Genomic DNA, 25,947 nt, shown 5'->3' on the forward strand with positions numbered 1-25,947 from the left:
AGCCCTTAGGCTGGTTTCTCTAAATAGGGTGCCCGGACTCGGACTAACGCCGCAGGCGTTTGAACAACGGCTTTGCCGTTGGCCCGGAGGGCGAGCCTGCTAAGGCGAGTCATCGAACGGAGTTCGATGGAGAGTCCGTACCACAGAAAGCAAAAAACCAGCCCTTAGGCTGGTTTCTCTAAATAGGGTGCCCGGACTCGGACTAACGCCGCAGGCGTTTGAACAACGGCTTTGCCGTTGGCCCGCAGGGCGAGCCTGCTAAGGCGAGTCATCGAACGGAGTTCGATGGAGAGTCCGTACCACAGAAAGCAAAAAACCAGCCCTTAGGCTGGTTTCTTTAAATATGGTGCCCGGACTCGGAATCGAACCAAGGACACAGGGATTTTCAATCCCTTGCTCTACCGACTGAGCTATCCGGGCAACGGGGCGCATTAAACCGTATTGGGCCTAAGCCGTCAACGGCTTTGTCACTTAAAACACATAAAACACGTTTGTTTGCTGGCTTTTCATTCAAAAACGATCAAATTTCCTGTCCGACGGTTCAGAAAGTCAGGAAAGCGCGCCGTGTTCACGACAGCGTGCAACATTCAAAACGTCTTCGGCCAGCCGGCGTGCAACTTCTACGTCGTTCAGTTGGCGTTTGACCAGTAGTCTGCTCAGGCAACCTTCAAGGATCAGCTCCATTTGCTGTGCCACCATCTCGGCGTCATCAGAACCCATCTCTTGCAGGAGTGCCAGCGTGTACTCAAATGATGCCAGTTTTTGCTGTTGTGCCAACTGATGGATTGGCATATCAGGGTCTGGGAAAAACGTGCAGGCTGCGATAAACAGGCAGCCCGGATAGCGTTGCTGACGAACCTGCTCATCCAGCACCTTATAGCGTGCCAGCAATTTCTGCGGTGCGCTCAGGGAGTCATCCAGCATCAGCTGACGACGCCAGACATCAATTTGTTCGCCGTGATAACGCAGACTGTCATACAGCAGCGCTTCCGCATCCGGCCAGAAACGCCGCAACTCATTCAGCGGAACATCAACGCGTTCGGCGACGTATTCCAGTGACATGGTTGCAAGGCCACGTTGTTCCAGGATATTTAAGGTTTGATCAAGAACTTGTTCACGTAGCACGTTTGTCTCCTCACAATTCGCATAACTCAAAAACCAGTGTCGTTTAATGACGGGCTTTCTGCAAATGCGCGTTGAATTCGGCTGCATCCATAAATCCGGTCACCCGCGACTGTGGTAATTCACTGCCATCAGGGCCGAAGAAGATAATCGTCGGCAAACCCAGGACTTCAAGGCGCTTTAACAACGCCTTTTGCTCCGGCGAATTTTTGGTGACATCCGCCTGAAGCAGCAGTGTATTGGCCAGCTCATTTTGCACCTCTGGCGCAGAGAAGGTGTATTTCTCGAACTCTTTACAGGCCACGCACCAGTCGGCGTAAAGATCCAGCATGACGCGTTTGCCCTGAGCGCCTGCAAGTGCGACGTTCAGGTCTTCGACGTTGTGAATTTTCTGAAAGCTGAGTGCATGCTTTGCAGCGGTGGTGCTGTTTGTTGGCGCAAATGCCCAGTCCTGCAACGGACGGCTGACGACCAGCGCCGCCGCGAAGAGAATCAGCTGTAAAATGCGGATCACACCGTGCTGACTTTTCAGGCTTAGCAACAAAGCCCAGCCGAAGAACGCGATCCCCAGCAGACTCCACAAACGCAGTCCCCAGACATCGCCAGTGACGCGCTCCAGCAGGAACACGGGCAACGCCAGGATGACAAAGCCAAACCCTTCTTTGACGTAGTTCATCCACGGACCGCTGCGCGGCAGCAGCTTGTTGCCGAACATCGTCACGATAATCAGCGGAATACCCATACCCAGCGCATACAGATACAGCGTTCCGGCACCGGCCAGCAGGTTACCGCTCTGGGCAATGTAAAGCAGGATGGCGCTCAGCGGCGCCGTGGTGCAGGGCGAACAAATCAGCCCGGCCAGCGCGCCCATAATAAAGACGCCCGGGAGCGATCCGCCTTTTTGTTCATTACTCCATAATGCCAGACGGGTCTGAACGGAGGAGGGGAGCTGCAGGCTGAAGGCGCCAAACATCGACAGCGCCAGAGCGAAGAACATCACCGACAGCACGATCAGCACCCAGGGGCTTTGTAGCGCTGCCTGAAATTGCAAACCGGCGGCCGCCACGATCATACCGAGAATAGTGTAGGTCAGCGCCATTCCCTGCACGTACACCAGCGACAGCAGGAAAATTCTCCTCATGCTGTGCGGTCGCTGACGTCCAAGAATGATGCCGGAAATCAGTGGGTACATTGGCAACACGCAGGGGGTAAACGCAATGCCGATACCGATCAGTAAGGCCCACAGCGGTGAAAAGGGCAACCGTGTAGTCTGCGGTGCGGGTGTGGCTTCGACAGGAGCAACCTGTAAATGCGCAGGATCGGCTACCGGCGGACTGGCCGGTTGCGCATCTGTTACCGCAGAGAGTGGCACTTCGCGGGTTTCCGGTGGATAACAGAATCCGGCGGCGGCGCAGCCCTGATAGGTGACGCGGACCGTGGCATCCTGGCTTGCCTGACGTAAAGGAACAGTGATACGCAGGGAATTTTCGTAGACTTCGCTGTCGCCGAAGAACTCATCGTGATGTTCGCGGCCTTTTGGCAGGAAGAATGCCGCCAGTTCAGCGTTCTTAGGGTCGAGCTCGATTTTGCTGCGATAAAGATAATAGCCTTCGCGGATCTGCCAGTTCAGTTTGAGATCATGTCCCTGCTGCTGGAAATCAAAGCTGAACGCCTGATCGACAGGGACAAACTGCGGCGCAGCGGGTTGGCTAAAGAGCGATGCCTGAGTTTGCAGCGGCAACAGGCACAAGCTGAACAGCAGGAAGAAAATACGAAGAATTCGGTGATCCATGCAGAGTTTACTTCTCTTTGTCGCGGCGAAGGCAGACGGCCGCTGAATGATTCGACAGAAGATGCGCACGGCTTCATGCTGTAACGCGTTAAGGAATGGAGAGTATACCCTGCGTAATCGTTGCACAGAAAGTCTTGCGGGACTTTTACAAAAGTCATTAAAGGAGAAGGCTGATATCACGGGGGCCGCAGCCCCCGTAAAAATGTCAGAGAATGAAACTGCCCAGACCGAAGGCAAACAGAACTGACAGGAAAACGCCGACGGTGCCGGGAATAAAGAACGGATGGTTGAACACGAATCGCCCGATGCGGGTCGTACCGGTATCATCCATCTGAACCGCGGCGACCAGCGTCGGGTAGGTCGGCAGAATGAATAGGCCTGAGACGGCGGCAAATGAACCCACGGCAGTCAGCGGAGAAACGCTCAGCGCCAGCGCCATCGGCAACAGGGCTTTAGTCGTCGCCGCCTGGGAATACAGCAGTGCGGAACTGAAGAAGAAAATCACTGCCAGCAACCACGGGTGCGACTGAATAATGCTGCCCGCTGTTTCTTTAATCCAGCCGATATTGGCTTGCACGAAGGTATCGCCTAACCACGCCACGCCGAGGATACAAATACAGGCGCTCATGCCCGCTTTGAACGTACCGGAAGTCAGAATTGAATCCGTATCAACGCGGCAAAGCAGGGTAATTAACGTCGCCACGCTGAGCATGATAATGAGGATCGCACTGGTGGTCGTCATCAGCGGCGTAGCCACCAGCCCGAGGCTAGGACTGTTGATCACCGCATACCCGACCACCGATAACACGCCGAGCAGGAATAAGAGCACGGAGAGTTTTGCGCGCGGTTTGATGTCGATAACGGTATCGCCACGCAGCGTCACCAGACCTTCTTCGTAACGTTTCAGATAGACCGGATCGTTAGAGAGTTTGGAATCAAAGCACCAGGTCACCATCAGTGACATCACAATAACGGCTGCCAATGTGGAAGGGATCATCACCATCAGCAGATGCAGATAGCTGACGCCGTGATCTTCCATTACCGATGACATATACACCACTGCTGCCGAAATCGGCGACGCCGTAATAGCAATTTGCGCTGCGACCACGGCGGTTGATAACGGACGGCAGGGCTTGATGCCTTGTTCCTTGGCGACTTCAGAAATCACCGGTAGTGCCGACAATGAAATGTTGCCCGTACCTGCGAGGATAGTCAGGAAGTAAGTCACTATGGGCGCGAGAATAGTGATGTGCTTCGGATTACGCCGCAGCAGTTTTTCGGTTTGCTGGACCAGATAATCCATCCCGCCGGCGACCTGCATGGTCGAGATCGCGGCGATCACAGCCATAATGATAGAGATGACGTCGAAAGGAATCGACCCCGGTTTCACGCCGATTATGGCGAGCACCAGTACACCCAATCCCCCTGCGAAGCCAATCCCGATACCGCCTAAGCGCGCGCCGAGAAAGATCGCTAACAATACGATAATAAGTTCGATGATTAACATGGTTGTCTGTCCATTTCCCAGTACTCCTTAAGGAATTGATAATTATTTGTTATGTAATTGTTGTGTCGTGCAAAGTAAAAAGGCCCGCTGTTCCGCAGAACAACGAGCCTTTAAAAGGTCAGTAATGGAGTCTGTTACTGTTCATTTTCATCCGTGTAGCGTTTTGCTTTATAGGCCGGGTGTTTAAGATTCTCGATAGAGAAAATATCGTCGAGCTCTGCTTCTGTCAGCAGGCCACGCTCGAGCACCACTTCCCTGACACTCTTGCCGGTTTCAGCACAAATCTTACCGACGATATCGCCATTGTGATGGCCGATAAACGGATTGAGATAGGTGACGATACCGATAGAGTTGAATACGTAAAATTCACACACTTCTTTATTAGCGGTAATGCCGTTGATGCATTTTTCCAACAGATTGTAACAGGCGTTTGTCAGGATATGAACTGACTCGAACATCGCCTGGCCGATCACCGGCTCCATCACGTTCAGCTGAAGCTGACCGGCTTCTGCCGCCATCGTCACGCACACATCGTTACCAATTACTTTGAAGCATACCTGATTCACTACTTCCGGGATGACCGGATTGACCTTGGCGGGCATGATTGAAGAACCGGCCTGCAACTCTGGCAGGTTGATTTCATTCAGGCCAGCGCGCGGGCCGGAAGAGAGCAGGCGCAGGTCGTTACAAATTTTGGAAAGCTTCACCGCCAGACGTTTCAGCGAACTATGAACCATAACGTAAGCGCCACAGTCAGAGGTCGCTTCGATCAGATCTTCGGCCGGAACGCACGGCAGATTACTGACTTCCGCCAGCTTTTCAACCGCCAGTTGCTGATAACCTTCCGGCGTATTCAGACGGGTACCGATCGCCGTCGCGCCGAGGTTCACTTCCAGCAGCAGTTCGCCGGTGCGGATCAGGTTACGGGTTTCTTCCTTGAGCAGCACGTTGAACGCGTGGAATTCCTGACCGAGGGTCATCGGAACCGCATCCTGCAACTGCGTACGGCCCATCTTAATGATGTTCTCGAATTCTTTGGCTTTACGCTCGAAGCCGTCGCCCAACTGGGAAATGGCATCGACCAGTTTCAGCAGTGAGGCGTACACGGCGATACGAAAACCGGTCGGATAGGCGTCATTGGTTGACTGGCATTTATTGAGGTGATCGTTTGGATTGAGGAACTGATAATCGCCTTTCTGGTGTCCCATCAGTTCGAGACCGATGTTCGCCAGCACTTCATTCGTGTTCATATTTACCGAGGTTCCCGCGCCGCCCTGATAGACGTCGATAGGGAACTGGTCCATGCACTTACCTTTATCAAGCACTTCGTCACACGCCTGAATGATAATGTCAGCAATATGGCGTGGGATTGTGCGCAGCTCTTTGTTGGCCAAAGCCGCCGCTTTTTTCACCATCACCATGCCACGGACAAATTCAGGAACATCGCTGATCTTGGTGTTGCTGATATAGAAGTTTTCAATCGCCCGCAGGGTATGAATGCCGTAATAAGCGTCTGCTGGTACTTCGCGCGTGCCCAGCAGGTCTTCCTCGATACGAATGGTGTTTGACATGAGAACCTTCTCTTCGGTACTAAACGCGTTATGCGATGTTTAAAATTATGTTACTTACCGTGGTAAATTTAAAACGATCAACCATCGTTTGGACAACGAAGGCGATCATATGCTGCTTGCAACGAATTGCACGTATTAAGATCACTATCCTGCCCTATTGTTGTGCATGTATTTTGGTATCTGTGAGAATTCTCACAAATCATTTATCTGCTCAATTAAATCAGGACGGGTGGTTGAAATCATTGGGATGTAGCACCATCTCATTGTAGTCAGCCTGCGTGCCTTTGATGGCAGAGATCTTGAGCGGGCCCTCATTCATGGTGGCGGAATTTCCTCAGACTGGATTTCCGAAACCTTATTACAAGGAGAATACGGTGCGCTGGTTACCGTTATTACTGTTATTTTTACTGGCCTACATTGAAATCACCTTATTTATCAAGGTGGCGGCAATGGTTGGCGTTGCGACAACATTGTTGCTGGTCGTGTTCACTTCCTGCGTCGGCGTGTCTTTGGTGAAAAATCAGGGCATGAAGACCTTTATGCAGTTACAAGAAAAACTGGCGCTGGGTGAGAGCCCTGCGGCGGAAATGGTGAAAAGCGTTTCACTGGTGATGGCCGGTTTCCTGCTTCTGGTGCCGGGCTTCTTTACCGATTTCCTCGGATTGCTGCTTTTGCTGCCGCCAGTTCAGAAACGCCTGACGCTCAAACTGATGCCTCACCTCAATATCGTCCGCTCCGGCGGCAACTGGGGTAACAGCGCACCGACCGGCAATACCTTTGACGGCGAGTTCAAGCGCACCGATGAAACCCAGGAACGTCTGGTTTCTCTGAAAAAAGATGACGACACAGAGCACCGCGATCGCTAATCTCTGTGCCCTTGATTGTTAAAAAATTGTTGGGAAGACCGTTTTGCGCCAGTTGGAAAGGCGTAAATGTGAAGGAAAAAACGAAAATTTTTTCTGTGCTTCCCCTTGAAGGGCGATGTATCGCCCCCATTAAACAAACCACGAGGCCGGGCAGCATACTGTCAGGCATTCAACCCTAAAAATAGATATGGATCCGCTCACAGGAGAGTTATCAATGAAAATTCGTCCATTGCATGACCGCGTTATCGTCAAGCGTAAAGAAGTAGAATCTAAATCCGCTGGCGGCATCGTTTTGACTGGCTCAGCTGCAGGTAAATCTACCCGTGGTGAAATCCTGGCTGTCGGCCATGGTCGCATTCTGGAAAACGGTGAAGTGAAAGCGCTGGACGTGAAAGTTGGCGACATCGTCATTTTCAACGACGGCTACGGCGTGAAAGCTGAGAAAATCGACAATGAAGAAGTGTTGATTATGTCCGAGAGCGACATCCTGGCAATCGTAGAAGCCTGATCCTCCTCCGACCCACTTTTTTCTGAACTGAACGAATTGAAGGGAAATTAACAATGGCAGCTAAAGAAGTTAAATTCGGTAATGACGCCCGTGTGAAAATGCTGCGTGGCGTAAACATCCTTGCTGATGCAGTAAAAGTGACCCTGGGCCCTAAAGGCCGCAACGTGGTTTTGGACAAATCTTTCGGCGCTCCAACTATCACTAAAGATGGTGTGTCCGTTGCACGTGAAATCGAACTGGAAGATAAGTTCGAAAACATGGGCGCACAGATGGTGAAAGAAGTTGCGTCCAAAGCGAACGATGCAGCGGGTGACGGTACTACTACCGCAACCGTTCTGGCACAAGCGATCATCACCGAGGGTCTGAAAGCCGTTGCCGCTGGCATGAACCCAATGGATCTGAAACGCGGAATCGACAAAGCTGTGATCCACGCGGTTGAAGAACTGAAAAAACTGTCTGTCCCTTGCTCTGACTCTAAAGCAATTGCACAGGTAGGTACCATCTCTGCTAACTCCGATGAAACCGTCGGTAAACTGATCGCAGAAGCGATGGAAAAAGTCGGCAAAGAAGGCGTCATCACTGTTGAAGAAGGCACCGGCCTGCAAGACGAACTGGACGTTGTAGAAGGTATGCAGTTCGACCGCGGTTACCTGTCTCCGTACTTCATCAACAAACCAGAAACCGGTTCAATCGAACTGGAAAGCCCGTTCATTCTGCTGGCTGACAAAAAGATTTCTAACATCCGCGAAATGCTGCCAGTACTGGAAGCCGTTGCGAAAGCTGGCAAACCACTGCTGATCATTGCTGAAGACGTTGAAGGCGAAGCCCTGGCGACTCTGGTTGTGAACACCATGCGTGGCATCGTGAAAGTGGCTGCGGTTAAAGCACCTGGTTTCGGCGACCGTCGTAAAGCGATGTTGCAGGATATCGCTACCCTGACTGGCGGTACTGTTATCTCTGAAGAGATCGGTCTGGAACTGGAAAAAGCCACTCTGGAAGACATGGGCCAGGCTAAGCGTGTTGTTATCAACAAAGACACCACCATCATCATCGACGGTGTTGGCGAAGAAGCGACTATTCAGGGCCGTGTTTCTCAGATCCGTCAGCAGATCGAAGAAGCGACCTCTGATTACGATCGCGAAAAACTGCAAGAGCGTGTGGCTAAACTGGCAGGCGGCGTAGCTGTTCTGAAAGTTGGTGCAGCAACTGAAGTTGAAATGAAAGAGAAGAAAGCCCGCGTCGAAGATGCGCTGCACGCAACCCGTGCTGCCGTGGAAGAAGGCGTGGTCGCCGGTGGTGGTGTTGCGCTGATCCGCGTTGCTCATACTCTGGCTGGCCTGAAAGGCGACAACGAAGACCAGAACGTTGGTATCCGTGTTGCTCTGCGCGCGATGGAATCTCCACTGCGTCAGATCGTGGTTAACGCCGGTGAAGAAGCCTCCGTTATCGCGAACAAAGTCAAAGCGGGCGAAGGCAGCTTCGGCTACAACGCTTATACCGAAGAATACGGCGACATGATCGCAATGGGTATCCTGGATCCAACTAAGGTGACCCGTTCTGCTCTGCAATACGCTTCTTCTGTTGCTGGCCTGATGATCACTACTGAGTGCATGATCACCGACCTGCCAAAAGATGATAAAGGCGATATGGGCGGCGCTGGCGGTATGGGTGGAATGGGCGGTATGGGCGGCATGATGTAATCATCATCCCCCTGCGTTCATCCGCAGGTACGTGAAATCAGCAGGCATTTTGTTTACTGATGAGCGTGCTGAAAAAACCCGGTCTGAAAAGGCCGGGTTTTTTTATTTGACCATTTTTTATCGCATTCAGTAAGATAAGTCTCAATGTCTTCCACCTTTAACGTGTAGACTCATTTCTGCGTGAGTTTCGGATTTTTACCGATAGCGCGGAACCTTGGGTATACGTGGCAACGGATGCCTAAGAGAGCCAGGTGTTTTCTGATAGGCTTTATGTGATTACAAAAACAAATGGGGAAAGTGATGCGGATTAAAATGTTACTGGGCCTGTCAGCTATCGCGCTGCTTGCCGGGTGCAGTACCACTCATCAACTGGATGCAGCGGGCCAGCAGGTGAAATTCACCGACGACAAGCCAGCCGCTGAATGTCAGCTGCTCGGCCAGGTCACCGGTGCCCAAAGCAACTGGTTCTCCGGCACCGGCGGCGACGGCAGCTCCATGCGTGGTGCTGCCAACGACCTGCGTAACAAAGCGGCAGCGATGGGCGGCAACACCATTTATGGTGCCAACAGCCCGTCTCAAAACTTCCTGTCCAGCTTTGCACCGGTTGACAGCAAAATGGTCGGCCAGGTTTATAAGTGCCCATAATCGGGCCCCGCGCGGTTTAACCGTGTAGAAATGATAAAGGGATGCCAATGGCATCCCTTTTTGCATCTGCGCTCTGCACCTTTACGATTGCTTCAGTCGTAAATCCAGAACCGTTTTACTCGGTTCGCCGCCAATTTCGCGGGTCAGTTTCGGCACCATATAGCCCGACACTTTGCTCATCAGCGCTTTCATAATGACGCGCGCTTCATCGTCGCTCACCATGAAATGTGCCGCGCCCTGCACTTTATCCAGCACGTGAATGTAGTAAGGCAGAATTCCGGCGTCGAACAGCGCATTACTGAGCGTTGCCAGCACATCGGCGGAGTCATTCACATTGCGCAGTAATACGCTTTGATTGAGCAACGTCACACCGTGTTTTTTCAGCTTTGCCATACTGTCGCGTAGTGCGTCATCAATCTCATTGGCGTGATTGATGTGCGTCACCATCAGCACCTGCAAACGCGACTGCTCAAGGCGTTGGCAGAGAACATCCGTGATGCGGGCAGGGATCACCACCGGTAAACGGGTATGGATGCGCAGACGCTTAATATGTGCGATACCTTCCAGTTCACCGATGAGCCAGTCGAGCTCGTGATCTTTGGCCATCAGCGGATCGCCGCCGGAGAAAATAATTTCATCGAGTTCGGGGCGTGTACGGATATAATCCAGCGCCTGAACCCAGTTGGCCTTATTTCCCTGGTTGTCCTGATACGGAAAATGACGACGGAAACAGTAGCGGCAGTTCACCGCACAGCCGCCTTTCACCAGTAACAGGGCACGATTGTTATATTTGTGCAACAGACCCGGAACGACGCTGCGTTGTTCATCAAGCGGGTCAGTGGTAAAACCCGGCGAGGCAATGAATTCTTCGCGCGCGGTTAATACCTGAAGCAATAAAGGATCCTGCGGATCGCCCGGCTGCATACGTGCCACAAAGGCGCGGGGCACGCGAAGCGGGAACAAACGACGGGCCTCACGCCCACTTTGCAATTCTGCATTGTCGTTAAGTGCCAGAAGAGTAAGCAGTTCATCGGGGTCAGTGATAACATCGCCGAGTTGATACAACCAATCTTCTCTAAATGGCGTTTTTAGGGTTACAATGTTTGCCATTTTTTGGCTAATACCAGTTTAAAATTAGAGGGCCATCATGGCGACTTATTCTAGCAACGATTTCCGTCCGGGTCTTAAAATCATGTTCGAAAGCGAGCCTTACGCGATCGAAGACAGTGTGTTCGTAAAACCGGGCAAAGGTCAGGCATTCGCACGTGTGAAAATGCGTCGTCTGCTGACCGGCACACGTGTAGAAAAAACGTTCAAATCTACTGACTCCTGCGAAGGCGCGGACGTTGTAGATACCAATATGACTTACCTGTACAACGATGGCGAGTTCTACCATTTCATGCACCCTGAGACTTTCGAGCAGCACGGCGTTGAAGCAAAAACCGTGTCCGAAGCGTCCAAATGGCTGCAAGACAATGCGGAATGTATCGTGACACTGTGGGACGGTCGTCCTATCGCTGTACAGCCACCGAACTTCATTGAAGCAGAAGTGGTAGAAACCGATCCAGGCCTGAAAGGTGATACTGCGGGTACCGGCGGCAAGCCAGCGACTCTGAGCACCGGCGCTGTGGTTAAAGTTCCATTATTCGTACAGATCGGCGAAATCGTCCGTTGTGACACCCGTTCTGGCGAATACGTTTCCCGCGTTAAATAAGTTTTCGTCACTTATTGCGCTGGATGAAAGCTGCCTCAGGTGAAAGCCTGTCGCAGCTTTACGGCCTCAACCTGTTGAATGGGATTTTGTTTTTCATGTTGAAAAAGATCATGCTTATGGTGGTTTCAATGATGGTGCTGACTTCGTTATCCGGCTGCAATACGGTTCACGGTTTTGGTGAAGACATCCAGCATCTGGGTGGGGCGATTTCACGCGCGGGCTGATCCCTTCAGCCTTATTGTCCCTGCTTTTCCCGTTTCCAATTTTCCTAAAAACCTTCCTGATTTCCTACATTCCTGAAAAGTTAACTACACTTAATGTGTTGTACTTTACATTCTCCTATAGGAAGGAAATTCATATGCTGAAGAAAAGTATCCTCGCCATCTTATCTGTTCTTGTTTTGTCTTCTGCGTTAACCGCCTGCAATACCACGCGCGGCGTCGGTGAAGACGTTTCTGCCGGTGGCCAGGCCATTCAGAAAAGCGCCCAATAATCTGGCGTGAACGTTATGAATGACAAGAAGTAAATTGAAGTCTGCCTGCACATTGATGCAGGCAGTGTTGTTTCTGGAGGGTGGAAAAAACTTAAGGCTGTTTAACCCAGATGAGTTTGCTGGTATCGAAACCATACTGCTGCGCGGTTTGCAGCAACTTCTGTTTCACACCGTCGTCCAGCGTAGGCGTACGTGAAAGGATCCACAGATAGCTTTTATCCGGGCCACACACCAGCGCATAGCGATAGTCTTTATCCAGCTCGATGACGTTATAGCCGCCATAGAACGGGCCGAAGAAGGAGACTTTGAGCGCCGCTCGCGCCGTTGAACCGGTGAAGTAACCCTTACCTTCACTTTCCTGCCATTTGTTTTTCTTCGGATTAAATCCGCGATTAATCACTTTTACGCCACCATCGTCGCGCAGGCTGTAATTTGCCGTTACGCGCTCAAGCCCGCTTTCAAAGCTGTGATCGAGTCTGGCGACTTCATACCAGGTGCCGAGATAACGGTTGAGTTCGAAATTATTGACGACTTTGACGTCTTTCGGCGGTGTCACGCTGCAAGCGACGGATAACAGCGCCGTGACGATGACACCGAGTTTTGACCAGATACGCATAGTTATTCCTTCCTTAGGTAATCACCTAAGTGTAGGTAACAATTGGGAAAAAAGAAAAGAGAGAGGGGGAAAATATCAGCGACCCGAAAGCAGGCCGCTGAAAGGGAAGATCGCACGAGATCAGAGGCGGATCAATACGATAATCGTAATGATGCTTAAGATCGTCGCCAGACCGTAGAACACCCATTTACCGGCCGGGATGTGGATCTTCAGGTCGTGCATGGCGTGATGGATCCGGTGCAAACCGCACCACAGCGGCAGGACGATCATCAGCAGCAGGAACAGACGGCCGATCCAGCTTTGCGCAAAAGCCAACCCGCGTGGATAACTCAGTGCATCACTGGGGAAGAATCCCAGCGGGAGCAGAAAGCACACCAGCAAAATCATTACCGGCGCGAAAATTGCGCTCCACATACCACCGGCACCAAACAGCCCCCAGAACACCGGTTCATCTGAACGTTTAGGCAGAGTATTTTTCATTTCGCCTCCTCAAAGAAACAGTGCGATGGCAAGGATCACCAGCGTCACAACCACGGTCACGCCCCAAAAGCCGGCAATGATCGGCTCCGGTCCCATCTTCCTGTCTTTCACAATGATGATGGAGGCTTTCGGCGCCAGCTCGAACCAGGTTTTGGTGTGCAACAAGGCGGCAAGCAGGGCAATCAGATTGATTAGCATCACGATCGGATTTTGCAGGAAATGCACAAAACCCTCCCAGCTTTCCGGTCCGCGCCGCAGTGAGAACAGGCCCGCCAGTAATAACAGGCTGAACCAGACAGCGGGCACCGACGTCCCTTCGCGCAGCATATAGAAACGGTAGAAAGGTAAGCGCTGCCACCAGCTTGCCTTCATTTCACGCACGTAGGGCTTGCGTTTGCTGACTGTGCGCTGATTTTGAGTGGTCATATTTTCCTCCCTCATTGCGGTCTCAGCCTCGCTATCATGAAGTCTTTTGAACTTTCGACTTTGCCCTGCTGGATAGCAGCGGCCGGGTCGACGTGCTTAGGGCAGACTTCTGAGCAATAGCCGACGAACGTACAGCTCCAGACACCGTTCTGACCGTTAAGCTGCGGCATACGCTGCGCTTTACCGTGGTCACGGTTGTCGAGGTTGTAACGATGCGCCAGCGTGATGGCGGCAGGGCCGATGAATTCCGGATTCAGTCCGAACTGCGGGCAGGCGGCGTAGCACAGGCCGCAGTTGATACAGCCGGAGAACTGATGGTATTTCTCCATCTTTGCGGGGGTCTGAATGCCCGGCCCCTGATCGACGGTACGTTGATTACCAATGATGTAAGGCTTAATGGCTTCCAGGCTTTCGATAAAGTGTGTCATATCGACCACCAGGTCACGTTCTACCGGGAAGTTACCGAGCGCTTCGATCTGCATGCCTTGCGGATACTCACGCAGGAACGTTTTGCAGGCCAGCTTCGGCACGCGGTTGATCATCATGCCGCAGGATCCACAAATCGCCATACGGCACGACCAGCGGTAAGAAAGATCTGGCGCCAGATGATCCTTGATATAACCCAGGGCATCGAGAACGGAGGTTGTCTCATCAAACGGGACGTCATATACCACCGGGTGCGGCGCATTGTCCGTCTCCGGGTTATAACGCATGATTTCGACCTTCAGGCTGTGCATTTTAGCCACGGGATTGCTCCTTATCTTTTTTATCCTGAGTTTCACCTGCACTACCGTAAACGCGTTTAGCCGGCGGCAGCGTGGTGATTTTCACGTCGCCGTATTCCAGTCGCGGCGCGGAATCAGGCTGATAAAATGCCAGCGTGTGCTTAAGGAAATTGACGTCATCGCGTTCAGTGCAGCCTTCATCCAGACGCTGATGGGCACCGCGTGATTCACGACGGTTGAGCGCGGAATGCGCCATGCATTCAGCCACTTCCAGACCGTGACCCAGTTCGATGGTGTAAAGCAGATCGGTGTTGAACACGCTGGAGGTATCGTTGATTTTCACGTGTTTAAAGCGCTCTTTAAGCTCTGCCAGCTTGTCGATAGTTTTCTGCATCAGCTCGGTGGTGCGGTAAATCCCGCAGCCTTCTTCCATCGCCAGGCCCATTTCGTCGCGGATCGCCGCCCAGCTTTCATTGCCTTCCTGCTGCATCAGCGCCGACAGACGGTTTTCAATGTCCTGCACCTGAGCGTCCAGCGCGGCAGTATTGCCAAAATCTGTCGCCTGTGCCGCGCGCAGTGCCGCCTGTTCACCGGCCATGCGTCCGAAGACCACCAGCTCAGCCAGCGAGTTGGAACCCAGGCGGTTAGCACCGTGCAAGCCGACTGACGAACATTCGCCAACGGCAAACAGCCCTTTGATGCGGGTTTCGCACTGCGCATCAGTTTCGATACCGCCCATCGTGTAGTGCGCGGTAGGACGTACCGGGATCGGATCGGTGATCGGATCCACGCCGACGTAGGCTTTCGCCAGTTCGCAGATAAACGGCAGACGTTCGCGTAGTTTTTTCTCGCCGAGATGGCGCAGATCCAGATAAACCACGTCGCCGCGTGGGGTTTCGACGGTGCGTCCGGCGCGCCATTCATGCCAGAACGCCTGCGACACTTTGTCGCGCGGGCCGAGTTCCATGTATTTATTTTTCGGTTCACCGAGCGGCGTTTCCGGACCCATGCCGTAGTCTTGCAGATAACGGTAGCCGTCTTTGTTCACCAGAATGCCGCCTTCACCACGACAACCCTCGGTCATCAGGATGCCGGAACCCGGCAGGCCGGTCGGATGATATTGCACGAATTCCATATCACGTAGCGGAACGCCGTGACGGAACGCCATGCCCATCCCGTCGCCAGTCACGATGCCACCATTGGTGTTATAGCGGTAAACACGGCCGGCACCACCGGTCGCCATCACGACGGCGTTGGCGCGGATCTGCACGCGGGTGCCTTCCATCATATTGATGGCGACCACGCCGCGAACCTGACCGTCATCGACCAGAATATCGAGGACGAAATGCTCGTCGAAGCGTTTGATTTGTGGGTATTTCAGAGAGGTCTGGTACAGCGTGTGCAGCATATGGAAACCGGTTTTGTCGGCGGCAAACCAGGTGCGTTCGATCTTCATCCCGCCAAAGCGGCGGACGTTGACCGAACCGTCCTCTTTGCGGCTCCACGGGCAGCCCCAGATTTCCAGCTGAGCCATTTCAGTCGGACACTGATGAACGAAATGATCCACCACGTCTTGTTCACACAGCCAGTCGCCTCCGGAAACGGTATCCTGGAAGTGAAAATCAAAGCTGTCGTGATCCTGCGTTACGGCGGCAGAACCGCCTTCGGCTGCCACAGTATGGCTGCGCATTGGGTACACTTTCGAAATCAATGCGATGTTCAGGTCAGGATTGGCTTCCGCTGCGGCTATTGCTGCGCGTAAACCCGCCCCACCTGCACCTATAATTGCTATATCGGCGTTAAAGGTTTGCACTGCATTCCTCCACTATCATCATGAAATCGGGTTTGATACACCCGCGAAACGCCTTCGGAATCGAAGGTTTAGTGAACCCTGATGACATACAGGCGCTGTCCCAGAGGGTAATATTCTTATTGTTTGTAAGGGAATTATTATACCTAAGTGGTAGAAGTGGTAATTTGATGTGAACGCGCATTTCGGCTTTCTCTGCGTCAGGGTTCGCAAAATGAGATATTTGTTTGCCCGCAGTGATGCAGGTAGACTGCATGACTTTTCTGAATTCGGAGTAAATCACCATGAGCGAAACAGCCAGCTGGCAACCCAGCGCTTCAGTCGCCAATCTGCTAAAACGCGCGGCCATTCTTACGGAAATCCGACGCTTCTTTGGCGATCGCGGCGTGCTGGAAGTTGAAACGCCAGCCATGAGCCAGGCCACGGTGACCGATATTCATCTGGTGCCCTTCGAAACCCGTTTTGTCGGGCCGGGCGCCGCCGATGGTATGACGCTGTATCTGATGACCAGCCCGGAATACCACATGAAACGCCTGCTGGCAGCGGGCAGCGGCCCTATCTATCAGATGGGGCGCAGTTTCCGAAATGAAGAAGCCGGTATTCATCACAATCCTGAATTCACCATGCTCGAATGGTACCGTCCGCGTTATGACATGTACCGCCTGATGAATGAAGTGGATGATTTACTGCAACAGGTTCTTGATTGTGCCAGCGGCGAAAAGCTCTCATATCAGCAGGCGTTTACTCGTCATCTGAATATCGATCCGCTCTCTGCTGATAAGGCCGAACTGCGCGAAGCGGCGGCGAAGCTGGATCTGTCCAATATTGCCGATACCGAAGAAGACCGCGACACGCTGTTACAGCTGCTGTTCACTATGGGCGTTGAGCCGCATATTGGCCGCGATAAACCGGCATTCGTTTACCACTTCCCTGCGTCGCAGGCCTCTCTGGCGGAGATCAGCACCGAAGACCATCGTGTGGCTGAGCGTTTCGAGGTGTATTACAAAGGTATCGAACTGGCGAATGGTTTCCGCGAGCTGACAGACAGCCGCGAGCAGCGCCAACGTTTCGAGCAGGACAACCGCAAACGTGCGGCACGCGGTCTGCAGCAACATCCGATCGACAATAATCTGCTGGCGGCGCTGGAACACGGAATGCCGGAATGTTCCGGTGTGGCGCTGGGCGTTGATCGCCTGATTATGATTGCGCTGAACGCAAACAGTCTGAGCGACGTACTGGCCTTCCCGGTCACGCGCGCCTGACATTCACAACGCTTTCCCTTTAGCCCCGATCGACGGTCGGGGCTTTTTCTGACTTTCCCTTTCTTTCCCTCTTTCTGCCCTTTTATTGTGCAAAAACACTAAAAAGGCGCACGCCATGAAACAAAAGTACCCAAATGACGCATCGCTGATTTTAAAGTTTCAGTGATCGCGATTTTCAGCAATCCGCTCAAATCAGGCACTGCGCGGTGTTTAAGGCAAATTATTTCGCCGCTGGCCTGCTTTATGCATAACAGGGTTATCACTCATTCTCCCGGAAACCCGTTATGTCAGAATCCAACGAAAAAGAACTGCTTTATGGACTGGAAGAGCGTATTGCGCCGGTACCGGCTTTCTTCACAGCGGTGCAGCACGTGCTGGCCAGCGTGGTCGGGATTATTACGCCGCCGCTTATCATCGGTTCTGTCCTCGGGCTTAACGCCTATCTGCCGTATCTCATCAGCATGTCACTCCTGGCTTCCGGCATCGGGACATTTATTCAGGCGCGCCGGTTTATGTCGGTGGGCGCGGGAATGATTTGCCTGCAGGGCACCAGCTTTGCATTTCTTGGCGTCATCCTCTCCGGAGGGATGTTGGTGAAAAGCCGTGGCGGTTCGCCCGAAGACATTATGGCGATGATTTTCGGCGTGAACTTTGTCGCCGCGTTTATCCCGCTGCTGGTCAGCCGCTTTATCGGGCAGATGCGCCGGGTATTCACGCCGCTGGTGAGTGGAACGGTGATTGCGCTGATCGGTATCAGCCTGATTAAAGTCAGCATCACCGACTGGGCGGGCGGACACGGCGCGGTGAATTTCGGTGCGCCGGCTAATCTCGGGCTGGGCGCGCTGACGCTGCTGGTGATCGTTGCCTGCAACCGGATCAACGTGCGCTGGGTGCGTCTGGCCTCCATAGTATTGGGGATTATTGTTGGTTGCATCGCCGCTGCATTGAGCGGCCATCTGCCGCTAAAACCCGTGCAGGGCGACTGGTTTGCGCTGCCGCAGTTGTTCCGCTTCGGCTTCAAATTTGACTGGATTATCTTTGTACCTATCGCGCTGGTTTCGTTCATCAGCATTCTGGAAGCCGTCGGTGATCTGACCGCGAACTGCATGCTTTCGCAGCAACCGATTGAAGGGGAGAGTTTCCGCAAACGGCTGAAGGGCGGAATTCTGGCCGACGGCATCAGCTGCATGGTTGCGGCTATGTTCTCCTCCTTCCCGAACACCACCTTCGCGCAGAACAACGGTGTGATTCAGATGACCGGCGTCGCCAGCCGTTTTGTCGGCATGTATATCGGCGGCGTGCTGGTGGTACTCGGGCTGTTCCCGTTTATCGGCGGCATATTGCAGCAAATTCCCGCGCCGGTGCTGGGCGGGGCGACGCTGGTGATGTTCGGCAGTGTGGTAGCAGCAGGTATCCGTATCATGACGCAGTCGCCGGTAGGTCGCCGCGAAATGCTGATCATCGCCATCTCCTTCGGTATTGGGCTGGGCATCGAAGCGGTGCCGGAAGCACTGGGGCAGTTCCCGCAAATCGTCGGGAATATCTTCGGACATGCTGTGACCAGCGGCGGTGTGGTCGCCATTTTGCTGAACCTGCTGATGCCCGCCGAGCGCGTCAGCGTAGTGGCAGAGGAGATTAAGGTTCACTGATTTTTCGCACATGCGCCCCTGGATCAGCAGACAGGGCATAACTGAGCTGACTCACTTTTTGAATTCTATTCCGACCAAAAAAGGATGTCAGTTATGTCAACACAACGTATGTGGATCCAGAATCCGCTGGCTGTTTTCACCGCAAATGAGCTGGATGCCCGCGGTGGCATCGTCATCGAAGGCGCCAAGATCGCCGAGGTGCTGGCCGTCGGCCAAAGCCCTTCACGACCGGTTGAACAAATTTTTGATGCCACAGACTGTGTGCTGATGCCCGGCCTCATTAACACCCATCATCATTTCTATCAGACGCTGACCCGGGCCTGGGCGCCCGTGGTCAATGTCCCCTTGTTCCCGTGGTTGAAAAAGTTGTATCCGGTCTGGGCGCGTTTGCAGCCGGAAGCGCTCGGGCTGGCCAGCCGCGTGGCGATGGCCGAACTGCTGCTTTCAGGTTGTACCACCACCACGGATCACCATTATCTGTTCCCGCAGGGGATGGAAGAGGCGATCGATGTGCAAGTCGAAGTGGTACTGGAATTGGGCATGCGCGCTTTACTGACACGCGGTTCAATGAGCCTTGGCGAGGAGCAGGGCGGTCTGCCGCCGAAACAGACGGTGCAGTCCGGTGAAACTATCCTGCGCGACAGCCAGCGGTTGATTGATCGCTATCATCAGCGCGGCGAAGGCGCGTGGATGCAGATAGCTCTGGCACCTTGTTCACCGTTCTCCGTTACCACCGAAATTATGCGTGAAAGCGCGATGCTGGCGCAGCGGGAAGATGTCCGGTTGCATACGCATTTAGCCGAAACGCTGGATGAAGAGGCGTTCTGCCTGAAAATGTTTGGCCTGCGTACGGTGGATTATCTCGACAGCGTCGGCTGGCTGAATGACCGCACATGGCTGGCGCACGGCATTCATTTCAACGCCGATGAAATTCAGCGCCTGGGCGCAGCGGGCACCGGCATTTGCCATTGTCCGGTATCGAATATGCGGCTGGCGTCCGGCATGTGTCCGACGCGCGATCTGGAAGCGGCGGGCGTACCCATTGGCTTAGGCGTGGACGGTTCCGCCTCCAACGATGCGTCGAATCTGATGTACGAAGCGCGGCAGGCGCTGTATTTACAGCGGTTGCGCTACGGTGCGGAATATGTGACGCCGGAACGGGTTTTAGGCTGGGCAACGCGCGGATCTGCAAAGCTGATTGGACGTGACGATATCGGGCAAATTGCGGTGGGTAAACAGGCCGATCTGGCGCTTTTCCGGCTGGATGAGCTGCGCTTTAGCGGCAGCCATGATCCGATTTCTGCGCTGCTGTTGTGCGGGGCGGAACGGGCGGACAGGGTAATGGTCGGCGGAAAGTGGCGGGTGATTGACGGACAGATTGTGGATATGGATATCAAATCGTTGATTTCTCAGCACCGTAAAGCGGCGGCGGCGCTCATCGCCGATCTGTAATGCTCAGGGGGCAGAGCAATCTGCCCCCTGGATCCCTCTTATAAATCGCCTGGCGAACGTGAGCTGTTACCGCTGCGACCACCGCCACTGCTGCTGGTAAAGGTCGCGTTATTGCCATTCTGGGCACGATGCAACGTTTCCATCCGCACCTGGAACGGCGGGAACGGCAGGGTGATGCCGTGCTCGCGGAATCCGGCCAGAATCAGCTGATGGATTTCGTGGCGCAGTGGCATACGGTGCGCCATTTCAGCGGCGTGCATACGCAGTTCGAAAATCTGAATACCCTGCTGCAAATCCACCAGATAAGCTTCCGGCGCTGGCGTGTCTAGCACCAGCGAACAGCGGTGAGCGGCGTTGAGCAGTATTTCGGTCACTTCTTCGCTGTTGGCTTCCGACGGTGCAGGCACCGTTAGCACCACACGGGTCACGGAATCGGACAGGGACCAGTTGATGAACTGCTCGGTGATAAAGGCCTTATTCGGCACGATGATCTCTTTGCGATCCCAGTCGGCGATCGTGGTCGCACGGGTGTTGATCTTGGTGATGCTGCCGGTCAGATTGCGGATCGTCACGGTATCGCCGATGCGGATCGGTTTCTCAAACAAAATGATCAGGCCGGAAATAAAGTTGGCGAAGATCTCCTGCAAACCAAATCCGAGCCCGACACCCAGCGCGGCGACCAGCCATTGCAGCTTCGCCCATTCGATCCCAATTAGTGAGAAGCCCACCAGGCCGCCAATCAGCAACAACACGTATTTGGTGATGGTCAGCACCGCGTAACCGGTGCCCGGCGTCAGATCCAGATGTTGCAGCAGCGCCAGCTCCAGCAGGGCCGGTAAATTGCGCACCAGCTGGGTGGTGATTATCAGTACCAGAATGGCGATCAGCACCGATCCCAGCGTGATCGGCTGCATACTTTCGACGCCCTGAACGGTGGAGGCCACCTGCCAGAGATGAATATTCTCCAGGAATGAGAATGCCGAATGGATCTCAGACCACAGGAAGATCACCGAAATCAGCGCGATCAGCGTCAGCAGCGATCGCACCAGCCGCAGTGATTGCGCGGAGATCGCATCCAGATCGACCACCGGTTCTTCGATTTCTACCGTGCCTTCGTTGCTGGTATTGGCATGATGTCCTTCGTCTTCGCCGCGTGCGCGCTGGTTGAGCATTTCAGCACGACGCTGTTTGGCGCGCTCGAACGCGATACGGCGTCGCTGGATAAGCATCCAGCGGCGGATAATGTGGTAAATCACCAGCAGCACAAACCAGATGGCAACCGAAGTCTCCAGACGTGCAAGCAGGGCCTGCGACGTGGCAAGGAAGCCCATCAGCGAAGCCAGCGCCGCGACAATCGGTGCGCCGAGCAGCATCCACCACAGCGCGTTATTGAGCATGTTCTCGCTGTTACCTTTCTTATCGAGGTACAGCGGAATGCCCGCACGTTTCAGGCTGTGGGTGACCAGCGCCACCACCAGACACAAAATCACAAAGCACAGGCGGCCGAGGGTATTGGAGAATTCACGGTCGTTCAGGTTATCGAAGGTAATCAGCGCCATAATCAGCGGCACAATCACCCAGATGGAGAGCGCGTAATAGCGCAACGCGCGGGACACGGCGCGCTGCGGCCAGCCGAAGTGAGTGACAAACAACCCTTGCGGATGCGCCAGCGCGGCGCTGACCATAAACGCCCACAGAATAGGCAACGTTGCAGTCACACCGTCGCCAATCGCCACGGCAATCGGATACGGCCACGCGCTTTGCAGGCCGAAGCCCAGTGCGGCCCACAGTACCGGCAGCGGCATCGCTACCAGAATCGACCAGAACACGGTGCGCATCGTCAGGGAGAAATGATCCTGCGTGACTTTGCCGACTTTGCTGCTGGAGCGCGCCAGAAAAGCGTAATAGTGCTTGCGGGAACTGATGCTGATAATCACCAGAATCAGTGCGCCAAACAGCGGCAGCAGCGTTTCTTTACTGGTGATCATCATCATTCCCGCGCCGCCCAGCTGGCTCAGGGAATCAAGAGATACCAGGCGTTTCAGGTCATGGGCCAGCATCATCGGATAAGAAAGGCTTACCGGGCTGACGTCGGCGACCCAGAACAGATAACGGTGCGCGGCTTCATGAACGTCATTCAGCGCTTCCACCAGCTGGCTGTTGGCCACTTTCAGTTTGGTGAGTTCAAGAATTTGCGTGTCACAGCCGGAGAGCAGCGAATTGAGCAAATCACGCTGTGTGCGCAACTGTGCGTCGAGAATTTTTTGCTGCGCGGCGGTCAGCGGTTTGCCATCGTCCTGACGCCCTTGACGATAAACCGCCTGCTTATCGAGTAAATCTTCATAATGCAAACGCTGAACGCGCAGCTGCCCCATATCGCGGTCGAGTTGTTGCGGTTTCGGCATATCCGGCAGGCGTGAAACCTGCGCCCGCAGCGTTTCGCCCAGCAGATTGGACGCCCCGAGCCACTGTGCCTGTTCACGAATGGTATTGATTGCCTGACGGACCTGCTGCGTTTGCGCGGCTGCCTGACGTTGCTGAGAGGAGATCAGATCCATCCGCTGCGCCTGCTGATTCAGCGCCAGTGAAAGTTCGCGGTTGGACTGCAATTGCTGGCTGATGGAGTGGGGCAGTTCGCCACTCTGTTCTGCCAGTAACTCGGTTTTTTCCAGCGCCTGTTCGGCTTCGCGCTGGCGCTGATTGTTCAGCGTATTGCGCAAGGCCTGTAGTTGCTGATCCAGATAATCCGCGCGTTTCTTGTAAAGATCGGCGCGCATCCGCGACAGTTCCTGCCGGTTATTCGACGAGAGCTGAGCCAGTTCAAGCTCATCCACCTTTGCTTTACGCGCGGCGGATTCGGCCTGCAGGGCGCTGAGCTGCGCCTGCGCCAGAATAGAAGACGAAGCTGCTGCCGTGGCCGCCTGAATGCGCTGATCGATATCGCCAAGCGCATTGCGGGCTTCGGATTGCTGCTGCGGGATCTGACTGAGGGAATCACTGATATCGCGAGAACGATCTTGTTCCTGACGCAGCTGGCGGGTTTCCTCCAGCTGCTGACTGCTGATTTGCAAAATCTGCTGATCGAGTTCGGCGCTGGATAAATCGGTACTGACAGCAGGCGGCTTTTCGGGCTGATTTTGCAGTTCCTGACGCAGGGACTGCGTCAGTTTCGGGAAGTCATCAATGACCTTTTGGTATTCCGCCGTGCGCCCGGCAGAGACTTTGGCCTCGTTCAGCCAGTTGAGGGCACTTTGCAGCGCCTCAACCACCTGTGCCTGATTGGCCATTTCTTTATTGGCTTCCGCCTGTTTCAGCTCCTGTTTAAGCTGATCTTCAGTCGGAGCTGCGCCTGCCATGAGCGGCAAAGACAGCAGTAAACTCATCAGCAAGGCGGGGATCAGGCGCACTCGTCACTTCCTTTTTTCAATTCTTTTTGACTGTCAGTTCAGACGAAATCAGACGTCTTCAGGTGCTTGCGGTACAACTTGCGGCGCACGCAGGGCTTCGGCAAAAGGTTCGCCCATACGGGTGACCATGCCGTTGCTCAACTGCGGCATAAAGCGAACCTGACCTGCAGCAAACAGGTTAATCACCGTTGAACCGAGTTTGAAACGACCCATCTCCTGGCCTTTTTCCAGCGCGATAGCGCCTTCTTCACCGGCGGCAGGATAGGTCCAGCGCTTAATGATGCCTTCACGCGGTGGCGTAACGCAGCCAGCCCACACAGTTTCGATGCTGCCGACAATCGTCGCGCCGACCAGAATCTGCACCATCGGGCCAAATTCAGTATCAAACACGCTGATGACGCGCTCATTACGGGCGAAAAGGTTCGGCACGTTGGCAGCGGTCAGCGGGTTTACCGAGAACAAATCGCCCGGCACATAAATCATTTCACGCAGTACGCCGTCGCACGGCATATGCACGCGGTGATAGTCGCGCGGTGCCAGATAAATAGTGGCGAACTGGCCGTCTTTGAACTGCTCCGCCAGCTGATAGTTCCCTGCCAGCAGCGCTTCGAGGCTGTAGAAATGACCTTTTGCCTGGAACAGTTTGCCGTCGGTAATAGCCCCTAACTGGCTGACTGCGCCATCGGCGGGCAGGCAAAGCATGTCCAGACCGCTGACGACAGGACGTGCGCCATCGCGCAGCGGGCGAACGAAGAATTCATTGAATGTGGCGTAAGACTTGATATCCGGGTTTTGTGCTTCTTTCATATCCACGCTGTAAAAGCGTGCAAAGGCTTTGATCACCCAATGCGTCAGCGTGGCGGCACGTTTATCCGCGCCCCAGCCTGCCAGACGGGTCAGACCTTGTTTAGGAAGTAAGTATTGAAGTTTGATTTTGATACTGTCCAGCACGGGGAAAACCTCTTGGATGGTATGAATGACCGGCATGACCGGCCATTTCTGCAGGAGACCGTCAATCATCTGGACGGTCACACATCGTGTTATGGCGGAGGAGCGTTTTTAACTGGCGCTGATTGTAACGGTGAGAAATCAACGGTTCAACGCCCGTTCACCTCTCCCGTTTATCATTAACCTGTTAGCTCAATGAGTTAACATCAAAGTGCGTCGAAGTTTTTACGCGTTTTTACGTCTTCCATACTTTCGAGAATACGATGGTAGTTGTCGAAACGCTCTTCGGCGATGTCGCCACGGTCTACCGCATCACGGATAGCACAACCCGGATCGCTGCCATGTTTGCAGTCGCGGAATTTGCAGTACCCGAGGAAAGGACGGAATTCGACAAAGCCTTGAGTAATTTGTTCTGGTGCGAGATGCCACAGACCAAATTCACGGACGCCAGGGGAGTCGATGACGTCGCCGCCGCGCTGGAAGTGGTAAAGACGCGCTGCCGTGGTGGTGTGCTGGCCCAAACCCGAGTTGTCAGAGACTTCATTGACCACGATCTGTTTTTCTTCGGGCGGCAACAATGCGTTCAACAGGCTGGATTTGCCCACGCCTGACTGTCCGGCGAAAATACTGATGCGATCCGTCAATGCAGTTTCAAACGCGGGCATGCCTTCGCCGGTCTGGCTGGAGACTTCCAGCACGCGATAATTGATGCGGCGGTAGATAGACATCATACCGTCGACGAATTTGCGGCCTTCGTCGTCGAGCAGGTCAATCTTGTTGAGCACAATCAGTGGCTCAACTTCAACGGTTTCGCAGGCCACCAGATAGCGGTCGATAATGTTCAGCGACAGCTCTGGCAAGATTGCGGAGACAATGACGATCTGGTCAATGTTGGCGGCGATAGGTTTCACGCCGTCATAGAAATCAGGGCGCGTCAGGACGGAGGTGCGTTCGTGTACCGCTTCAACGATACCTTTTACGCTGGCGTTCTCGCCGGCGCGCCATACAACGCGGTCACCGGTGACCAGAGAACGGATGGTACGGCGGATATTGCAACGGTGCTGGCTGCCGTCGGCCGCTTCAACGTCCGCATGCATTCCGAAACGGCTGATGACGATGCCGTCCTGCGGTTCGCCATGCAGAGAATCGTCCAGCTCTTTCCGTTTGTCGGTCTGTGTCAGACGACGCTGGTGGTTGGTCTGAACGCGACGTTGTTGCCCTTTAGACAGTTTTGACTTAGTCACTGCGCCTCAC

Annotated in this window: 23 protein-coding genes and 1 tRNA gene; 10 read left to right on the forward strand and 14 right to left on the reverse strand. The window is 53.9% G+C overall.

The window, feature by feature from the left end:
* Positions 1-344: 344 nt before the first annotated feature.
* The 5 genes from ACMHLI_RS15315 to aspA form a co-directional block, all read right to left on the reverse strand.
* Positions 345-420 (reverse strand) — tRNA-Phe (locus ACMHLI_RS15315).
* 129 nt (positions 421-549) lie between these two features.
* The gene (gene dicD, locus ACMHLI_RS15320; RefSeq protein ID WP_413530223.1) at positions 550-1,125 is read right to left on the reverse strand and encodes a division control transcriptional repressor DicD; all 576 of its coding nucleotides are present in this window, start codon (positions 1,123-1,125) and stop codon (positions 550-552) included.
* Between the two features lie 43 nt (positions 1,126-1,168).
* On the reverse strand, positions 1,169-2,914 hold the full coding sequence (locus tag ACMHLI_RS15325; protein ID WP_413530224.1) for a protein-disulfide reductase DsbD: 1,746 nt from the start codon (positions 2,912-2,914) through the stop codon (positions 1,169-1,171).
* Positions 2,915-3,119: 205 nt separating this feature from the next.
* On the reverse strand, positions 3,120-4,421 hold the full coding sequence (locus ACMHLI_RS15330) for an anaerobic C4-dicarboxylate transporter (RefSeq protein WP_413530225.1): 1,302 nt from the start codon (positions 4,419-4,421) through the stop codon (positions 3,120-3,122).
* A gap of 134 nt (positions 4,422-4,555) precedes the next feature.
* Positions 4,556-5,992, reverse strand: a complete 1,437-nt coding sequence (gene aspA / locus ACMHLI_RS15335; protein ID WP_413530226.1) for an aspartate ammonia-lyase — start codon at positions 5,990-5,992, stop codon at positions 4,556-4,558.
* Between the two features lie 374 nt (positions 5,993-6,366).
* On the opposite strand from aspA, the gene ACMHLI_RS15340 reads away from it, so the two are divergent.
* From ACMHLI_RS15340 to ACMHLI_RS15355, 4 genes are all read left to right on the forward strand, one after another.
* The gene (locus ACMHLI_RS15340) at positions 6,367-6,858 is read left to right on the forward strand and encodes an FxsA family protein (protein ID WP_413530227.1); all 492 of its coding nucleotides are present in this window, start codon (positions 6,367-6,369) and stop codon (positions 6,856-6,858) included.
* 214 nt (positions 6,859-7,072) lie between these two features.
* On the forward strand, positions 7,073-7,366 hold the full coding sequence (locus ACMHLI_RS15345) for a co-chaperone GroES (RefSeq protein WP_009636718.1): 294 nt from the start codon (positions 7,073-7,075) through the stop codon (positions 7,364-7,366).
* Positions 7,367-7,419: 53 nt separating this feature from the next.
* Entirely contained in the window at positions 7,420-9,066 is a 1,647-nt protein-coding gene (gene groL / locus ACMHLI_RS15350) for a chaperonin GroEL (RefSeq protein ID WP_104923553.1), read from the forward strand.
* A 300-nt stretch (positions 9,067-9,366) separates the two neighbouring features.
* Complete coding sequence (locus tag ACMHLI_RS15355; protein ID WP_112167975.1) at positions 9,367-9,711, forward strand: DUF4156 domain-containing protein; 345 nt, start codon at positions 9,367-9,369, stop codon at positions 9,709-9,711.
* An 81-nt stretch (positions 9,712-9,792) separates the two neighbouring features.
* Here ACMHLI_RS15355 and epmB read toward each other — a convergent pair whose 3' ends face one another.
* The gene (gene epmB, locus ACMHLI_RS15360; RefSeq protein ID WP_413530228.1) at positions 9,793-10,821 is read right to left on the reverse strand and encodes an EF-P beta-lysylation protein EpmB; all 1,029 of its coding nucleotides are present in this window, start codon (positions 10,819-10,821) and stop codon (positions 9,793-9,795) included.
* A 37-nt stretch (positions 10,822-10,858) separates the two neighbouring features.
* Here epmB and efp point away from each other — a divergent pair, with 37 nt between their 5' ends.
* From efp to ACMHLI_RS15375, 3 genes are all read left to right on the forward strand, one after another.
* Positions 10,859-11,425, forward strand: coding sequence for an elongation factor P (efp, locus tag ACMHLI_RS15365; protein WP_112167960.1), 567 nt, complete (start codon positions 10,859-10,861; stop codon positions 11,423-11,425).
* Between the two features lie 95 nt (positions 11,426-11,520).
* Complete coding sequence (locus ACMHLI_RS15370) at positions 11,521-11,649, forward strand: entericidin A/B family lipoprotein (protein ID WP_413530229.1); 129 nt, start codon at positions 11,521-11,523, stop codon at positions 11,647-11,649.
* Between the two features lie 134 nt (positions 11,650-11,783).
* Positions 11,784-11,918 (forward strand): entericidin A/B family lipoprotein, encoded by a 135-nt coding sequence (locus ACMHLI_RS15375; RefSeq protein ID WP_014333643.1) that lies wholly within the window; start codon positions 11,784-11,786, stop codon positions 11,916-11,918.
* A gap of 91 nt (positions 11,919-12,009) precedes the next feature.
* On the opposite strand, the gene ACMHLI_RS15380 is transcribed toward ACMHLI_RS15375, so the two are convergent.
* From ACMHLI_RS15380 to frdA, 5 genes are all read right to left on the reverse strand, one after another.
* Positions 12,010-12,534 (reverse strand): lipocalin family protein, encoded by a 525-nt coding sequence (locus tag ACMHLI_RS15380; protein WP_413530230.1) that lies wholly within the window; start codon positions 12,532-12,534, stop codon positions 12,010-12,012.
* Positions 12,535-12,654: 120 nt separating this feature from the next.
* On the reverse strand, positions 12,655-13,014 hold the full coding sequence (gene frdD / locus ACMHLI_RS15385) for a fumarate reductase subunit FrdD (RefSeq protein WP_413530231.1): 360 nt from the start codon (positions 13,012-13,014) through the stop codon (positions 12,655-12,657).
* 9 nt (positions 13,015-13,023) lie between these two features.
* Positions 13,024-13,440, reverse strand: a complete 417-nt coding sequence (gene frdC / locus ACMHLI_RS15390; protein ID WP_413530232.1) for a fumarate reductase subunit FrdC — start codon at positions 13,438-13,440, stop codon at positions 13,024-13,026.
* Between the two features lie 11 nt (positions 13,441-13,451).
* Positions 13,452-14,186: a succinate dehydrogenase/fumarate reductase iron-sulfur subunit gene (locus ACMHLI_RS15395; RefSeq protein WP_413530233.1), complete on the reverse strand. Its 735-nt coding sequence runs from the start codon at positions 14,184-14,186 to the stop codon at positions 13,452-13,454.
* A complete protein-coding gene (gene frdA / locus ACMHLI_RS15400; protein ID WP_413530234.1) occupies positions 14,179-15,978 on the reverse strand; it encodes a fumarate reductase (quinol) flavoprotein subunit in 1,800 nt (599 codons plus the stop codon). The genes ACMHLI_RS15395 and frdA overlap by 8 nt, the downstream gene beginning before the upstream one ends.
* Positions 15,979-16,259: 281 nt before the next feature.
* Here frdA and epmA point away from each other — a divergent pair, with 281 nt between their 5' ends.
* The 3 genes from epmA (at position 16,260) to ACMHLI_RS15415 (ending at position 20,338) form a co-directional block, all read left to right on the forward strand.
* Positions 16,260-17,237: an elongation factor P--(R)-beta-lysine ligase gene (epmA, locus tag ACMHLI_RS15405; RefSeq protein ID WP_413530235.1), complete on the forward strand. Its 978-nt coding sequence runs from the start codon at positions 16,260-16,262 to the stop codon at positions 17,235-17,237.
* 284 nt (positions 17,238-17,521) lie between these two features.
* The gene (locus ACMHLI_RS15410; protein WP_413530236.1) at positions 17,522-18,886 is read left to right on the forward strand and encodes a nucleobase:cation symporter-2 family protein; all 1,365 of its coding nucleotides are present in this window, start codon (positions 17,522-17,524) and stop codon (positions 18,884-18,886) included.
* A gap of 93 nt (positions 18,887-18,979) precedes the next feature.
* The gene (locus ACMHLI_RS15415; protein ID WP_413530237.1) at positions 18,980-20,338 is read left to right on the forward strand and encodes an 8-oxoguanine deaminase; all 1,359 of its coding nucleotides are present in this window, start codon (positions 18,980-18,982) and stop codon (positions 20,336-20,338) included.
* 38 nt (positions 20,339-20,376) lie between these two features.
* Here ACMHLI_RS15415 and mscM read toward each other — a convergent pair whose 3' ends face one another.
* The 3 genes from mscM to rsgA all read right to left on the reverse strand — a co-directional run bounded on the left by mscM (position 20,377) and on the right by rsgA (position 25,937).
* Positions 20,377-23,745: a miniconductance mechanosensitive channel MscM gene (gene mscM, locus ACMHLI_RS15420; protein ID WP_413530238.1), complete on the reverse strand. Its 3,369-nt coding sequence runs from the start codon at positions 23,743-23,745 to the stop codon at positions 20,377-20,379.
* Between the two features lie 48 nt (positions 23,746-23,793).
* On the reverse strand, positions 23,794-24,696 hold the full coding sequence (asd, locus tag ACMHLI_RS15425) for an archaetidylserine decarboxylase (RefSeq protein WP_413530239.1): 903 nt from the start codon (positions 24,694-24,696) through the stop codon (positions 23,794-23,796).
* Between the two features lie 203 nt (positions 24,697-24,899).
* Entirely contained in the window at positions 24,900-25,937 is a 1,038-nt protein-coding gene (gene rsgA, locus ACMHLI_RS15430) for a small ribosomal subunit biogenesis GTPase RsgA (RefSeq protein ID WP_413530240.1), read from the reverse strand.
* Positions 25,938-25,947: the final 10 nt, after the last annotated feature.

The sequence above is a fragment of the Rahnella inusitata genome (assembly GCF_965118895.1).
GTDB classification, from domain to species: Bacteria; Pseudomonadota; Gammaproteobacteria; order Enterobacterales; family Enterobacteriaceae; genus Rahnella; species Rahnella inusitata_A.